This window comes from Corallococcus sp. bb12-1 (assembly GCF_026626765.1).
In the GTDB taxonomy this organism is placed as follows: Bacteria; Myxococcota; Myxococcia; order Myxococcales; family Myxococcaceae; genus Corallococcus; species Corallococcus terminator.
In genome coordinates this window covers 64,043-81,175 of sequence record NZ_JAPNJZ010000036.1, presented here as the reverse complement: position 1 = coordinate 81,175, position 17,133 = coordinate 64,043, and the positions used below count along the sequence as shown (strand labels likewise).

The 17,133-nt window shown below is 70.5% G+C and carries 2 protein-coding genes (both only partly in view); both read left to right on the top strand.

Annotated elements, in window-relative coordinates; genetic code table 11:
- Nucleotides 1-384 carry the 3' portion of a non-ribosomal peptide synthetase gene (locus tag OV208_RS40260; RefSeq protein WP_267579290.1) on the top strand. It extends 17,136 nt beyond the left edge of the window, so only the last 384 of its 17,520 coding nucleotides appear in the window; the start codon falls outside the window, past its left edge; it ends in the stop codon at nt 382-384.
- Nucleotides 374-17,133, top strand: partial view of a non-ribosomal peptide synthase/polyketide synthase gene (locus OV208_RS40255; protein ID WP_267579289.1) — the 5' portion only. 26,854 nt of this gene lie beyond the right edge of the window; 16,760 of the gene's 43,614 nt are visible here — the first part of the coding sequence; its start codon is at nt 374-376; its stop codon lies beyond the right edge, outside the window. The genes OV208_RS40260 and OV208_RS40255 overlap by 11 nt, the downstream gene beginning before the upstream one ends.

The window sequence follows — 17,133 nt, the reverse complement described above, 5'->3', positions numbered from 1 at the left end:
AAAGTCTACGTCGCGCCGCGTGACGCGCTGGAGGAGGAGCTGGCCGCCATCTGGGCGGAGCTGCTCGGCGTCAAGCAGGTGGGCGTCCACGACGACTTCTTCGAGCTGGGAGGCCACTCCCTCCTGGGCACCCAGCTCATCTCGCGCATCCGCACGACGTTCGACGTGGAGCTGCCGCTCCGGGACATCTTCGAGTCCCCGACGGTGGAGAACCTCGCCGTCCACATCGTGCAGGCCCAGGCCGCGCAAGCAGATCCCGCGGAACTCGAACGACTCATGGGGGAGTTGGAGAACCTGTCCGCCGAAGAGGCGGAGGCGCTCCTTTCCTCTGACGAAGTGCTCCCCCAGGACGACAGCAAGAAGGTTTCCAGCAATGAGCAGTGACGCCGACAAGCGCATCGCAGCCCTGTCCCCCGAGAAGCGTGCCCTCCTGCTCAAGCAGCTGCGTCAGCAGCAGGCCCAGCAGGGCAAGCCCGCGCGCGCGCCGGTCATCGCCTCTCGCCCCAGGGACGGTTCGCCGCTGCCGCTGTCCTTCGCCCAGCAGCGCCTGTGGTTCCTGGATCAGCTGGAGCCGGAGAGCACGCTCTACAACATCCCCCTGGCCGTCGAGCTGAAGGGCGAGCTGAAGCGGGACGCGCTGGAGCGGGCCTTCACCGCCCTCCAGGAGCGCCACGAATCGCTGCGCACCACCTTCCGCACCACGGAAGGGGCACCCGTCCAGGTCATCGCGCCGCCGTCGCCGCTGACGCTGGACGTGGTGGACCTGCGCACCCTGTCCGGTGCCGCCCTCCAGGACGAGCTGCACCGGCACATGCGCGAGGAATCGCTGCGCCCGTTCCACCTGACGCGGGGCCCGCTGGTGCGCGCGTCGCTGCTGCGCACCCAGGAGCATGAGCACGTCCTGCTCGTGACCATGCACCACGCCATCTCCGACGGCTGGTCCATGGGCGTCGTCATCCGCGAGCTGGCCGCGCTCTACGACGCGTTCCTCCACGGCCGTCCGTCGCCGCTGCCCCCGCTGACGCTCCAGTACGCGGACTACGCGGCGTGGCAGCGCGAGTGGCTCCAGGGTGAGACGCTGGACGCGCAGCTCAAGTGGTGGAAGGAGCAGCTCTCCGGTGCGCCGGACGTGATTGCCCTGCCTACGGACCGGCCGCGTCCGGCGGTCCAGAGCTCGCGCGGCGCGAAGCACTTCGTGGATCTGCCTCGCGAAGTGTCCGAAGCCATCAAGGCGCTGGGACAGAAGGAGGGCGCGACGCCCTTCATGACGCTGCTGGCGGCGTGGCAGGTGCTGCTCGCGCGCTACACCGGTCAGGACGACATCCGCGTGGGCACGCCCATCGCGGGCCGCAACCGGGCGGAGCTGGAAGGCCTCATCGGCTTCTTCGTCAACACCCTGGTGCTGCGCGCTCGGGTGACGCCGGAGATGACCTTCCGGCAGGTGCTCGCGCAGGTGCGGGAGCGGGCGCTGGGCGCGTTCGCGCATCAAGAGGTGCCATTCGAGAAGCTGGTGGACCTGCTCCAGCCGGTGCGCTCGCTCAGCCACTCGCCGCTGTTCCAGGTGATGTTCAGCATGCAGAACGCGCCGGTGTCGGAGCTGGTGCTGCCGGAAGTGGCGCTGCGCACGCTGTGGGTGGAGTCGCGGACGACGAAGTTCGAATTGACGCTGTCGCTGTCGGACACGCCGGCGGGGTTCTCCGGGTCGATTGAATACAACACCGACCTGTTCGACGCGGAGACGGTGGCGCGGATGGCGGGGCACCTGGAGGTGATGCTGGAGGGCATCGCCAGGGACGCGGACACGCGTGTGTTGGACCTGCCGCTGCTGAAGGCGGAAGAGCGCCAGCAGGTGCTGACGCACTTCGCGGGCACGACGGCTCGCGCGCCGGAGACCGCGGAGACGATCCACGGCCTCTTCGCGGCGCAGGCGGCGAGGACGCCGGACGCGGTGGCGGTGGTGCACGAAGGGGCGCTGCTGACGTACGCGCAGGTGGAGGCGCGAGCGAATCAGCTCGCGCGTCACCTGAAGACGCTGGGCGTGGGGGAAGAGAGCCGGGTGGGCGTGTGCGTGGAGCGCACGGAAGCCATGGTGGTGGCGCTGCTGGGCGTGCTGAAGGCGGGGGCTGCGTATGTGCCGCTGGACGCGACGTACCCGAAGGACCGACTGGCCTACATGCTGGAGGGCACGGGCGCTCCGGTGGTGGTGACGCAGGCGGGCGTGGAGGATGTGCTGCCGGAGTACGCGGGAAAGCGCGTGCGGTGGGACGCGGACGCGGCTGTCCTGGCCGCTCAAGACACCTCTTCGTTGAAGGCGGACAGCGACCCCAGCCAGTTGGCGTACGTGCTGTACACGTCAGGAAGCACGGGCCGTCCGAAGGGCGTGGCGGTGACGCATGCGAGCGCCGTGGCGTTCCTGAAGTGGGCGACGGCCACCTTCACGTCGGATCAGTTGAAGGGCGTCCTGGCGGCGACGTCGCTGAACTTCGACCTGTCGGTGTTCGAGGTCTTCGCGCCACTGGTGAGTGGCGGCACGGTGGTGGTCGCGCAGAACGCGCTGGCCTTGCCGGAGCTGAAGGAAGCCGGACGGGTGACGCTGCTGAACACGGTGCCGTCGGCGGTGGCGGAGCTGGTGAGAAGCGGAGGCATCCCGGCCACGGTTGCGACGGTGAACCTGGCGGGTGAGGCGCTGCCGAACCGGCTGGTGCAGTCGCTGTACGCGCTGCCACAGGTGAAGGAGGTCAACAACCTCTACGGCCCGACGGAGGACACGACGTACTCGACGCACGCGCGAGTGGAGCGCGGGGCGACGACGGAGCCGAGGATTGGCCGTCCGCTGGAAGGCTCGCAAGCGTACGTGCTGGACGCGAAGGGCCAGCCGGTGCCGGTGGGAGTGCCGGGAGAGCTGTACCTGGGTGGCGAGGGCCTTGCGCGAGGCTACCTGGGCCAGCCCGGGTTGACGGCGGAGCGCTTCGTGCCGGATGCGTTCAGCCAGAAGCCGGGAGCGCGGCTGTACCGCACGGGCGACAAGGTGCGGTGGGGCCGCGACGGCAGCCTGGAGTACCAGGGCCGCATGGACTTCCAGGTGAAGGTGCGCGGCTTCCGCATCGAACTGGGCGAAGTCGAGGCGGCGCTCAGCCGGTGCGAAGGCGTGAGCGAGAGCGTGGTGGTGGTGAGTGAAGAGACGCCGGGCATCAAGCGGCTGGTGGCCTACGTGGGCGGCGCGGAAGAAACGCGCCCCACGGTGGACGCTCTGCGCGCGGCGTTGAAGGAGCTGCTGCCGGAGTACATGGTCCCGGCGGCGTTCGTGATGCTGAAGTCGCTGCCGCTCAACGCCAACGGCAAGGTGGACCGCAAGGCCCTGCCCGCGCCGCAGGGTGAGCGGGCGGAGTCCGACAAGGCCTTCGTCGCGCCCCGGACGCCGGAGGAGCGCACGCTCGCGGGCATCTGGGCGTCGGTGCTGGGCGTGGAGAAGGTGGGCATCCACGACAACTTCTTCGCCCTGGGTGGCGACTCCATCATCAGCATCCAGATCATCTCGCGCGCCAACCAGGCCGGACTGCGCCTGTTGGCGAAGCAGCTCTTCCAGCACCAGACGGTGGCGGAGCTGGCCCGCGTGGTCACGGCCGCGCTCGCGTCCCAGGCCGAGCAGGGCCTCGTGCGGGGCCCGGTGCCGCTCACTCCCGTGCAGGGCTGGTTCTTCGAGCACGAAATCGCCCAGCCGCACCACTTCAACCAGGCGGTGATGATCGAAGCGCGGCAGCGCGTGGACGCCGGGCTGCTGGAGCGGGCCTTGGCCCGGCTGGTGGAGCATCACGACGCCTTGCGCCTGCGCTTCGTGCGCGGTGAGGCGGGCTGGTTGCAGGAGAACGCGGGCCTGGAGCAGCCGGTGTCCCTGCGGCGCATGGACGTCTCGCGCTTCGCGGGCGACGATGAAGCGCAGCGGCGCGCCATCCAGGCCTCCGCGACGCAACTGCACCAGAGCCTGCGGCTGGACGAAGGGCTGCTGCTGCGCGCGATGTTGTTCGAGCGCGGCGAGGGCCACACGGAGCGCCTGCTGCTGGTGGTGCACCACCTCGCGGTGGACGGCGTGTCGTGGCGCGTGCTGCTGGAGGACCTGAACACGGCGTACCAGCAGCTTCGTCGCGGCGTGCCCGTGGCGCTGCCGCCGAAGACGACCTCCTACCAGGAGTGGGCGCGCAAGCTTCAGGCCCACGCGCACGGTCCGGAGATGGCGTCGGAGCTGGCGTTCTGGCTGGGCGGGACCCAGCAGGTCGCGTCCCTGCCGGTGGACTTCGACGGGCCCAACACGCTCGCGTCGGCGAACAGCGTTCGCGCGGTGCTGGAGGTGGAGGACACGCGCACCCTGTTGCAGGAGGTGCCGGCCGCGTATCGGGCGCACATCAACGACGTGCTCCTGGCGGCGCTGACGCAAGCGCTTACGCGATGGTCGGGCCAGGACCGCGTGCGCATCAATCTGGAGGGCCACGGCCGCGAAGAGCTGTTCGCGGACGCGGACATCTCCCGCACCGTGGGCTGGTTCACGTCGATGTATCCGGTGCTGCTGGAGGCGCCGGCGACGGGCACTCCGGGCGACGGACTGCGCGCCGTGCGGGACACGCTGCGGCGCCTGCCGAACAAGGGCCTGGGCTACGGGATCCTGCGCTACCTGCGTGACAGCGAGGACGCCGCGAAGCTGCGGGCCGTGCCCCCAGCGCAGGTGGTCTTCAACTACCTGGGGCAGTTCGACGCGATGGCCGCTGGGGAGTCGATGTTCGGACTCGCCCGGGAGCCCTCGGGCCCCGGGCAGGGCGAGGGCGGTCTGCGCACCTCGCTGCTGGAGCTGACCGGACTGGTCATCAACGGCCGGTTGGAGCTGTCCTGGATGTACAGCACCCAGGTGCATGCGCGCGCCACCGTGGAGGCGCTGGCGGAGTCGTTCCTCACCGCGCTGCGCACCCTCATCACGAACCGCGACACGCAGGACGCCCGGCGTTTCACGCCCTCGGACTTCTCGCTGGCGAAGCTGGACGCGCCGGGACTCGCGCGCCTCCAGGGCGATGCCCCGGACCTGGAGGACGTGTATCCGCTGTCCCCGCTCCAGCAGGGCATGCTCTTCCACGCGCTCCTGGAGCCCGGCTCGGGCATGTACTGCGAGCAGATGGCGTGGAGCTTCCACGGCACCGTCAACCTGCCGGTGATGCGCCGCGCGTGGGAGCTGCTGGTGGAGCGCAACGCCGTGCTGCGCACGTCGTTCGTGTGGGACGGGCTGGCGGAGCCGTTGCAGGTGGTACACGCGACGGCCGCGTTGCCCTGGCGGGAGCTGGACTGGCGCGGCCTGTCGTCCGTCGAGCAGCAGGAGCTGTTCGAGCAGTACCAGGTGGAGGATCGCGCGCGGGGCTTCGACGTGGCACGCGCGCCGCTGCTGCGGCTGACGGTCATCCGGCTGGATGACAACGTGCTGCGCTGCCTGTGGAGCATCCACCACCTGCTGCTGGACGGCTGGAGCATGTCGCTCCTCATCCAGGAGCTGTTCGGGATCTACCGGGCCCTGGACCAGGGACAGGCGGTGCCCCAGGAGCGCCCCGTTGCGTACCGCGAGTTCATCGCGTGGCTCCAGCGGCAGGACACGGCCCGGATGGAGGCATTCTGGAAGCGCGATCTCGCCGGCCTCCACGCCCCCACGCCGCTTCCGTACGACGAGCGCGCGGCCCAGGCGAAGACGCATGCGCAGGAGTCCGCGGAGAAGTCCCTCCGCCTGTCCTCGGCCTCCACCACGCTGGTGGATGCCTTCGTCAAGCGACACCAGCTCACGTTGAACACGCTGGTGCAGGCAGCGTGGGCGTTGGTGCTCGCGCGGCACAGCGGCGAGCCGGAGGTGATGCTGGGCGCCACCGTGTCCGGACGCCCGTCGGATCTTCCGGGTGTCGAACGGATGACGGGCATGTTCATCAACACGCTGCCGGTGCGTGTGCCCGTCCCCGCGAACGAGCAGGTGGTGCCATGGCTGCGCCAGCTCCAGGAGCGGCAGTTGGAGCGACGGCAGTACGAGCACAGCCCGCTGGTGCGGGTGCAGGGCTTCAGCCAGATGCCGCGCGGCACGCCTCTGTTCCAGAGCCTCTTCGTCTTCGAGAACTTCCCCATCGACTCCACGCTGAGCCAGCGCGCCAGCGTGCTGGAGGTGCGGGACGTCCAGGGCCGTGAGCGCAGCAACTTCCCGTTGACCGCGTCCTCCAGCCCCAGCCGCGAGCTGCTGCTGAAGCTGGCGTTCGACACACCGCGCTTCGACACGGCGACCATCGAGCGGCTGCTGGGCCAGTGGCAGCGCGCGGTGGAGGGACTGGTGGCGGTGGAGTCCGGGCGCGTGTGGCAGGTGGGCGTGCTGTCGGCGGAGGAGCAGCGGCGGGTGCTGGTGCAGTGGAACCAGACGGCCGCGGCGTACCCCCGCGAGGCGAGCATCGGGGACGTCTTCGCCGCGCAGGTGGCGCGTCGTCCGGACGCGGTGGCGTTGGAGACGGCGGATGAGAAGCTGACGTACGCCCAGCTGGACGCGCGGGCCAACCAGCTCGCGCACCTGCTGCGCTCGCGGGGCGTGGGCCCGGAGTCGCGGGTGGCGCTGTGCCTGGAGCGCGGCGTGGAGCTGGTGGTGGCGCTGCTGGGCATCCTCAAGGCCGGCGGCGCCTACGTGCCGTTGGAAGCGGACTACCCGCGCGACCGACTGGCGTTCATGCTGGCGGAGGCCGGTCCCCGCGTGCTGGTGACGACGCGCGAGCTGGGCGCGCGCCTGCCCACCGACGGGCTGGACGTGGTGTGCGTGGAGGAGGAGCGCGAGTCGCTGTCGCGGCAGCCCACGCACCCGGTGGTGAGCGGCGTGGGCGGAGGCAACCTGGCCTACGTGGACTTCACGTCGGGCTCCACGGGCAAGCCCAAGGGCGTGTGCACGGAGCATGCGGGCGTGCTGCGCACGGTGCTCGACCCCAACTACGCGCGGCTGGGCGAGGACGACACGCTGCTGCTCGTGGCGCCGGTGTCCTTCGACGCGTCGACGCTGGAGATCTGGGGCGCGCTGCTGAACGGCGCGCGGCTGGTGGTGTACCCGCCGGTGCCGGTGGGCGACGTGAAGGAGATGGAGGGCGTGCTCAAACGCCACGGCGTCACGGTGCTGCACCTGACGGCGGGTCTCTTCACGCAGATGGTGGAGGGCAACCTGGAGGGGTTGCGAGGGGTGAAGCAGCTCCTGACGGGTGGCGACGTGGTGTCGGCGCCGCACGTGAAGCGCGCGCTGGAGGTGCTGGGCGTGACGGTGACGGCCTGCTACGGGCCGACGGAAGGCACGCTCTTCACGAGCTGCCACCGCATGGAGACGGTGGAGGACGTGGGCGCGACGGTGCCCATTGGTCGGCCCATCGGCAACACGCAGGTGTACGTGCTGGACGGGCAGTGGCAGCCGGTGCCCGTGGGCGTGGCGGCGGAGCTGTACGCGGCGGGCGATGGCCTGGCGCGTGGCTACCTGGGCCGGCCGGAGCTGACGGCGGCGGCCTTCCTGCCGAACCCCTACGGTCCTCCGGGCAGCCGCATGTACCGCACGGGCGACCTGGCGCGGTGGCGTGCGGACGGCGTGCTGGAGTTCCTGGGCCGCGGCGACACGCAGGTGAAGGTGCGCGGCTTCCGCGTGGAACTGGCCGAAGTGGAAGCGGCGCTGGGACGCTGCGAGGGCGTGCGCGAGTGCGTGGTGGTGGCGCGCGGCGAGGGCGCCGGGAACAAGCGGCTGGTGGCGTACGTCGTGGGCGAGGGGCTGGACGTCGCGAGCGTGCGCTCGACGCTGAAGGACGCGGTGCCGGAGTACATGGTGCCGTCGGCCTTCGTCGTCTTGCCGGCGCTGCCGCTCACGGCCAACGGCAAGGTGGACCGCAAGGCGCTGCCGGAGCCGCGCGAGGCGGGAGTGGAAGTCTCGGGCACGTATGTGGCGCCCCGGACGCCGACGGAGGAGGTGCTCGCGGGGGACTGGGCCCAGGTGCTGGGCGTCGGCCGCGTCGGCACGCGCGACAACTTCTTCGAGCTGGGTGGTCACTCGCTGCTGGCGACGCAGGCCATCTCGCGCATCCGCTCCTCGCTGGGCGTGCAGTTGCCGCTGCGGGCCCTCTTCGAGGCGCCCACGGTCGCGGAGCTGGCGCTGAAGGTGGATGCCGCCGCGCTGGGCGCGAAGGCGCCACCCCTCCTGCCCGTGGCGCGCACGGGGCCGCTGCCGCTGTCGTTCGCGCAGCAGCGCCTGTGGTTCCTGGATCAGCTGGAGCCCGGCTCCACGGCCTTCAACATGTTCACCGCCCTGCGGCTGGAGGGCACGCTGGACGTGGCCTCGCTGGAGCGCGCCTTCCAGGAGCTGGTGCGGCGGCATGAGTCGCTGCGCACGACGTTCCAGGCCGTGGGCCAGGATCCGGTGCAGCGCATCGCGCCCGTGCCGGAGCAGGTGCTCGCGCGGGTGGACCTGCGCGTGCTGGAGGAGGGCGAGCGCGAGCTGGAGGCTCGGCGCGTCGCGGGCGTGGAGTCGCGTTGGCCCTTCGACCTGGGCCGGGGGCCGCTGTTCCGGGCCACGTTGCTCCAGTTGGGCGAGCGGCAGCACCTGCTCCTGCTGGCCAAGCACCACATCATCTCCGACGGCTGGTCCATGGGCGTCCTCGTGCGCGAGGTGACGTCCCTCTACGAGTCGTTCCGCACGGGCCAGCCCTCGACGCTGCCGGTGCTGCCGGTGCAGTACGCGGACTACGCGGCCTGGCAGCGTGGCTGGCTGAAGGGCGACGCGCTGGAGGCGCAGCTCTCCTTCTGGCGCGGACAACTGGGAGGCGCCCCGCGCCTGTTGGAACTGCCCACGGACCGGCCGCGTCCGGCGGTGCAGGGCACGCGCAGCGCCATCCTCCACCGGATGCTCCCGGAGCGTCTGACGCTGGCTCTGCGCACGCTGGGCCAGCGCGAGGGCGCGACGCTGTTCATGACGCTGCTCGCGGGCTTCCAGGTGTTGCTGGCGCGGCACAGTGGCCAGACGGACATCGTGGTGGGCGCGGACATCGCCAACCGCCACCACGCGGAGACCGAAGGGCTCATCGGCTTCTTCATCAACCAGCTCGCCCTGCGCGCTCGGCTGGAGGACGACCCGACCTTCCTCACCCTGCTGGGTCGAGTGAAGGACACTGCGCTGGGGGCGTACGCGCACCAGGACCTGCCGTTCGAGGAGCTGGTGAAGGCGCTCAACCCGGAGCGCAGCCTCGCGCACGCGCCGCTGTTCCAGGTGAAGCTCATCCTGCAGAACACGCCCACGTCCGCGCTGGACCTGCCGGGGCTGACCTTCCGCGCCTCGGGCGCCGAGTCCGTTTCGTCGAACCTGGACCTGACGCTCTCCATCACGGAGACGCCGCAGGGCCTGTCGTGCCAGTGGGTCTACAGCACCGACCTGTTCGACGCGGCCACCATGGATCGCATGTCCACGCGGCTGCGCGCCCTGCTGGAGTCCGCGGTCGCCGAGCCCGCGACGCGCGTCTCCTCGCTCGCCGTGCTGTCCGTCGAGGAGCGCCGCACGCTGTTGGAGGACTGGAACGACACCGCGCTCTCGCTGCCCGAGGACGGTGGGCTGCACGGCCTCGTCGAGGCCCAGGTGGAGCGCACGCCGGACGCGGTGGCCGTGGAGTTCCAGGGCGAAGCGCTGACGTACCGCGAACTCAACGCGCGGGCCAATCAGCTCGCGTGGCACCTGCGCGGCCTGGGCGTGCGCGCGGAGACGCGCGTGGGCGTGTGCCTGGAGCGTTCGCTGGAGCTGGTGGTGGCGTTGCTCGGCGTGCTCAAGGCGGGCGGCGCGTACGTGCCGCTCGACCCGTCCTATCCCTCCGAGCGACTGGGCGCGATGTTGGAGGACGCCCGGGTCCCGGTGGTGGTGACGCAGGACACGCTGGCGGATGAGGTGCCCTCGCGCGGCGAGTGGCTCCTGTCGGTGGACGCGGAAGCGGCGGTCATCGCGCGCAAGTCGAAGGAGAATCCCCCGTCGCTGACGGACGCGCGCAACGCGGCCTACGTCATCTTCACCTCCGGTTCGACGGGCCGCCCCAAGGGCGTGCTGGTGGAGCACCGGGGCATCCGCAACACGATCCTCCGCACGGTGGGAGACTTCGACATCCAGCCGGGCCGGCGCGTCCTCCAGTTCACCGCGTTCGGGTTCGACGCGTCCGTGCTGGAGATCTTCGGCACGCTCGCGGGCGGAGGCACGCTGGTGCTCGTGTCCCGCGACGCACTGTTGCCGGGACCGGAGCTGACCGCGCTCCTGCGCGACCAGCACATCACCACCTCCGTGCTCCTGCCGCCGGTGCTCGCGGCCCTGCCGCAGGAGTCGCTGCCGGAGCTCCAGACGATCATCTCCGGCGCGGAGGCACTGCCGTCCGAGCTGGTGGAGCGCTGGGGCGTCGGACGCCGGTTCGTCAACTGCTACGGCCCCACGGAGATCAGCGTCACGGCGACGAGCGCCGAGTGCGCGCCGGGTGAGGGGCGGCCCGGCATCGGTCGGCCGTACCCGAACACCCGGCTGTATGTGTTGGACGGGACCGGGCAGCCGGTGCCCATGGGCGTGCTGGGTGAGCTGTTCATCGGCGGCGTGGGCGTGGGGCGTGGCTACCTGGAGCGTCCGGACCTGACGGCCGAGCGCTTCGTGCCGGACGCCTTCGGTGGCGAACCGGGAGGCAGGCTCTACCGGACGGGCGACGTGGTGCGCTACCGCGCGGACGGCCAGCTGGAGTTCGCGGGACGCGCGGACCACCAGGTGAAGCTGCGCGGCTTCCGCATCGAGCTGGGTGAAATCGAAGCGGTGCTCGGCCAGGACTCCACCGTGCGGGACGTGGTGGTGGTGGCGCGCGAGGACGTGCCCGGCCAGAAGCGCCTCGTGGCCTACGTGGTGCCGCAGGAGGAGGAGACGGTCGACGCGGAGGCGCTGCGCCGGTTCGTCAAGGAGCGGCTGCCGGAGTACATGGTGCCGTCGGTGGTCGTGTCGCTGGACGCGCTGCCGCTGACGCCCAACGGCAAGGTGGACCGCAAGGCGCTGCCCCGGCCCGACCTGCAGCGGCTGGCGGCGGAGCCGGAGGAGGCCGCGCCCCGTCCGGGCGTGGAGACGACGCTCGCGGGCATCTGGGCAGAGCTGTTGGGCCTGGAGCGCGTGGGGCGGACGGCGGACTTCTTCGAACTGGGCGGCCACTCGCTGCTGGCGACGCAGGCCGTGTCGCGCATCCGGCAGGCGTTCCGCGTGGACCTGCCCGTGCGGGCGTTCTTCGAGATGCCCAACGTGGCCGCCCTGGCGGCGTGGCTGTCCGCGCACGTGGAGGCCTCGGGACCCGAGGTGCCGCCGCTGGTGCCGGTGTCGCGCGAGCAGCCGCTGCCGTTGTCGTTCGCGCAGCAGCGCCTGTGGTTCCTGGACCAGTTGGAGCCGGGGAGCCTCGCGTACAACATCCCGTTGACGGTGAGCCTGGAGGGCGCGCTGGACGTGCCTGCGCTGGGCCGCGCGTTCCAGGAGATCCTCCGTCGCCATGAGTCCCTGCGCACGGCGTTCGGTGTGCACGCGGGCGAGCCGGTGCAGGTCATCTCCGGCGTGCCCGACGTCGCGCTGGAAGTGGTGGACCTGGGGACGCTGACGCCGGAGGAGGCGGGAGCCCAGTTGGAGCAGCGCGCGCTGGAGGAGTCGCGCCGTCCGTTCGTGTTGTCACGCGGTCCGTTGGTGCGTGCCACGTTGCTGCGTCAGGACGCGCACCGGCACGTGTTGTTGCTGACCATGCACCACATCGTCTCCGACGGTTGGTCCATGGGCATCTTCATGCGGGAGATTGCCGCCCTGTACGAGGCGTTCCACGCGGGCCGGCCTTCGCCGCTGCCGGAGCTGTCGGTGCAGTACGCGGACTACGCGGCCTGGCAGCGTGGCTGGCTGAAGGGTGACGCGCTGGAAGCGCAGCTGTCGTACTGGCGCGAGCAGTTGAGGGAGACGCCGCGCCTGTTGGAGCTGCCCACGGATTGGAGCCGCCCGACGGTGCGGGCCCACCGCGCGGGGACGGTGCCGACGGAGTTCCCGAAGGAGCTGTCGGAGAAGCTCCAGGCGCTCAGCCAGCAGGAGGGCGCGACGCTGTATATGACGCTGCTCGCGGGCTTCCAGGTGCTGCTGTCGCGCTACAGCGGACAGACGGACATCGTGGTGGGCACGGACATCGCGAACCGCAACCATGCGGAGACGGAGGGCCTCATCGGCTTCTTCGTCAACCAGCTCGCCATGCGCACGCGGCTGGACGACGCCCCGACGTTCCGGACGCTGCTGCGTCGCGTGAAGGACACGGCGTTGGGGGCGTACGCGCACCAGGACCTGCCGTTCGAGGAGCTGGTGAAGGCAATCAACCCGGAGCGCAGCCTGGGCCACGCGCCCGTGTTCCAGGTGAAGCTGTCGCTCCAGAACACGCCCGCGGCGTCCATCGAACTGCCGGGGCTCAAGCTGCGCTCGCTGGGTAAGGATGAAGGCGCGGCGAAGCTCGACCTGACGCTGTCCTTCAAGGACACCGGCCTGGGGCTGGTGTGCGTCAGCGACTACCGCGCCGACCTGTTCGAGCGGACGACGGTGGAGCGGATGATGGGGCACCTGCGGGTGCTGCTGGAAGGCATCGCGGCGAACCCGGACGTGTCCGTGGGGGCGCTGTCGCTGATGGGGGATGGCGAGCGTCAGCAGGTGTTGAAGACGTGGAACCAGACGGCGGAAGCGGTGCCGTCCGAGAGCATCTCCGCGCGGTTCGAGGCGCAGGTGGAGCGAGTGCCCGGAGCGGTGGCGGTGGTCGCTGACGGGAAGCAGCTGACGTACGCGGAGCTGGACGCGAAGGCGAACCGGCTGGCGCGAGCGCTGGTGAAGGAAGGCGTAGGCCCCGAGGTGCTGGTGGGGCTGTACGTGGAGCGCACGGTGGAGTCCATCGTGGGGATGCTGGGCATCCTCAAGGCGGGCGGCGGGTACGTGCCGATGGACACGTCCTTCCCTGCGGCGCGAGTGAAGGCGATTGCGGAGGACGCAAGCCTGCGTGTGGTGGTGACGCAGCGTGCGTACGCGCAGGACGTGGCGGGGCTGGGGTGCACCACCGTCCTCGTCGAAGCGGTGGAAGAGGCGGGCGGGAGCACCGAGCGTGTGGAGTCGGGTGTGCGGGGTGAGAACCCGGTGTACGCCATCTTCACGTCGGGCAGTACGGGGCGTCCAAAGGGCGTGGTGGTGGAGCACCGGCAGTTGGCCAACTACGTGGAGACGATTCGGGGCCGGTTGCGGCTGACGGAAGGAATGAGCTTCGCGTCGGTGACGACGCTGGCGGCGGACCTTGGACACACGGCGGTGTTCCCGATGCTGTGCGGAGGCGGGACGCTGCACCTGGTGGGCAAGGACGTGGCGTCGGACGCGGAGGCGTTGGGCGCGTACATGCAGGAGCACCGGGTGGAGGGATTGAAGGTGGTGCCCTCGCACCTGAGGGCGCTGCTGAGCGGGCCGAATGCGAAGCAGGTGCTGCCGCTGAAGCGACTGGTGGTGGGCGGCGAGGCGTCGGACAAGACGCTGGTGGAGACGGTGCGGCGGTTGGCACCGGAGTGCGCGGTGTTCAACCACTACGGCCCGACGGAGACGACGGTCGGCGTGCTGACGAATCCCTTCGAAGGGACGTGGGACGAAGGGGCGGCGACGCTGGCGCTGGGGCGGCCGATTGGGAACGCCCGCATGTACGTGCTGGACGCGAGCGGGCGTCCGGTGCCGCGAGGGGTAGCGGGAGAGCTGTACGTAGGCGGGGCAGTGGTGACGCGCGGTTACGTGGGCCGCCCGGAGTTGACGGCGGAGCGGTACGTGCCGGACGGCTTCGGTGAGGAGGCGGGAGCGCGGCTGTACCGGACGGGAGACAAGGTCCGGCAGCGGGAGGACGGGAAGTTGGAGTTCCTGGGGCGCGTGGACTTCCAGTTGAAGGTGCGCGGCTACCGGGTGGAGTTGGGCGAGGTGGAGGCGGGGCTGAGCGGATGCGAGGGCGTGCGCGAGGCGGTGGTGGTGGCGCGTGAGGACGTGCCCGGGGACAAGCGGCTGGTGGGGTACGTGGTGGCGAAGCCAGGCCACACGGTGGAAGTCACGGCGCTGCGAAGCGAGCTGAAGGGGCGGCTGCCGGAGTACATGGTGCCGTCCGCGCTGGTGGTGCTGGAGGCGTTGCCGCTCAACGCGAACGGCAAGGTGGACCGCAAGGCCCTGCCGAAGCCGGAGCAACTGGAAGGCGAAGCGCGAGGCTTCACGGCGCCGCGCACGCCCACCGAGCAGCAGCTCGCGAGCATCTGGAGTGAGTTGCTGGGCGCGAAGCAGGTGGGCTTGGGCGACAGCTTCTTCGAGCTGGGCGGGCACTCGTTGCTGGCGACGCAGGCCATCTCCCGCATCCGCCAGACGTTCCAGGTGGAGCTGCCGCTGCGTGCGTTGTTCGAGGACGCGGTGCTGGAGCGGCTGGCCGCGCGCATCGACCTCGCGGTCCACTCGGGCGGCGGGGTGCGGATGCCAGCGCTGGTGCCGGTGGCTCGCACGGACGCGCTGCCGTTGTCGTTCGCGCAGCAACGCCTGTGGTTCCTGGAGCAGTTGGAGCCGGGCGGAACCTCCTACAACATCCCGACGGCCGTGAGGCTGTCGGGTGAACTGGACGTGGGCGCGCTGCGCCGCACGTTCGGCGAACTGGTGCGCCGTCACGAGTCCCTGCGCACGACCTTCCGCGCGCTGTCAGGCAGCCCGGTGCAGGTGGTGGCACCCGCGAGCGAAGTGCCCCTGACGTGGGTGGACCTGTCGGGCGAAGTGGACGGCGAAGCCCGTGCACAGGCCCTGGCGGAGCAAGAGGTCCGGCGTCCGTTCAACCTGGAGCAGGGCCCGCTCTTCCGGGTGACGCTGATCCGGCTGACGGAAGTGGAGCACGTGCTCCTGCTGTCGGTGCACCACATCGTCTCCGACGGTTGGTCGCGAGGCGTGCTGGTGCGCGAGGTGGCGTCTCTCTACGGCGCGTACAGCACGGGGCAGCCGTCGCCGTTGCCGGAGCTGGCGGTCCAGTACGCGGACTACGCGGCGTGGCAGCGCGATTGGTTGCAGGGTGAGGTGCTGGAGGCGCAGCTCGCCTACTGGAAGCGGCACCTGGGTGGAGCACCGCACGCGCTGGAGCTGCCGACGGATCGTCCGCGTCCGGCGGTGCAGACGTTCCGGGGCAGCACTTGCTCCGTGACGATGCCCCTGTCGCTGCGCGATGCCCTCTGGGCGCTGAGCCGCGAAGAAGGCGCGACGCCCTTCATGACGCTGCTGGCCGCATGGCAGGTGCTGCTGTCGCGCTACAGCGGGCAGGACGACATCAGCGTGGGCACGCCCATCGCGGGCCGCAACCGGACGGAGCTGGAAGGCCTCATCGGCTTCTTCATCAACACGCTCGTGTTGCGCACCCAGATCGCGGGGGACGCCAGCTTCCGTCAGGTCCTGCGTCAGGTGCGGGAAGTGGCGTTGGGAGCGTACGCGCACCAGGAGGTGCCGTTCGAGAAGCTGGTGGAGGAGCTCAAGCCCGAGCGCGACATGAGTCGTTCGTCGCTCTTCCAGGTGATGTTCTCGCTCCAGAACGCGCCCCTGCCCGTGGCCCAGCTCCCGACCGGACTGAGGCTGCAACCGGTGGACGCCGAGGGCGACACCGCCAAGTTCGAGTTGTCGCTGGACATGGGAGACCGAGGCCAGGGTCTGTCCGCGTCGCTTGAGTACAACACCGACCTGTTCGACGCGGCGACGGCGCAGCGGATGCTGGTGCACTTCAGCGTGCTGCTGGAGGGCATCGCGGCGAATCCGGACGCGCGAGTGCTGGACCTGCCGATGCTGGGCGAAGCAGAGCGACGTCAGGTGCTGGTGGAGTGGAACGACACCGACGTGGCGCTGCCGGCGGAGCAGGGGATTGCTGAGCGCTTCGCGGAGCAGGCACGCCTGAGGCCGGAAGCGCAGGCGGTGGTGGCACCGGGAGAAGCCGCGCTGACGTACGGGGAACTGGAAGCGCAGGCGAACCAGCTGGCGCACCACCTGAGAAGCCAGGGCGTGGGCCCGGAGGTGCTGGTGGGCGTGTGCCTGGAGCGCACGCCGAGGCTGCTGGTGGCGCTGCTGGGCATCCTCAAGGCGGGAGGCGCGTACGTGCCGTTGGACCCGTCGTACCCGGCGGACCGACTGGCGCTGATGGTGAGCGAGTCGCGCATGTCACTGTTGCTGACGCAGCAGTCGCTGGAGGGGACGGTGGAGGCGCCGGGCCTGCGGCGCTACCTGCTGGACGCGGAGGCCCCCGCACGGGCGGGCCTGCCCACCGAAGCGCCCGCACGGACGACGCAGCCGGAGAACCTGGCGTACGTCGTCTTCACGTCGGGGAGCACGGGGACGCCAAAGGGCGTGATGGTGTCGCACCGCAGCTGGGCGAACGCGTACCTGGGGTGGGAGCGAAGCTACGGACTGAGGGAGGGAGTCGAAAGCCACCTGCAGATGGCGAGCTTCTCCTTCGACGTCTTCGGAGGGGACTTGTCGCGAGCGCTGTGCTCGGGCGGGAAGCTGGTGCTGAGCCCGCGCGAGTGGCTGCTGGAGCCGGCGAAGCTGCATGCGCTGATGGAAGCGGAGCGCGTGGACTGCGCGGAATTCGTCCCGGCGGTGCTGCGAGGGTTGTTGCAGCACCTGGAGGAGACGGGTCAGCGGCTGGAGAAGATGAAGGTGCTCATCGCGGGCTCGGACGCCTGGTACGTGAATGAGTACCGGCGCATCCGAGGAGTGATTGGCGAGTCCACGCGGCTCATCAACTCCTACGGCATCAGCGAAACGACCATCGACAGCACGTGGTTCGAAAGCAACGCACTGGGAGCGGGAGACAACCGGCTGGTGCCGATTGGGCGGCCGTTCGCGAACGTGCGGATGTACGTGCTGGACGGGGCGTTGAAGCCGGTGGCGTCGGGAGTGGCGAGCGAGCTGTACATCGGCGGCGAAGGCGTGACGCGTGGGTACATCCACCGCCCGGAGTTGACGGCGGAGCGCTTCGTGCCGGACCCGTACGGGGCACCGGGCTCACGGCTGTACCGCTCGGGAGACAGAGC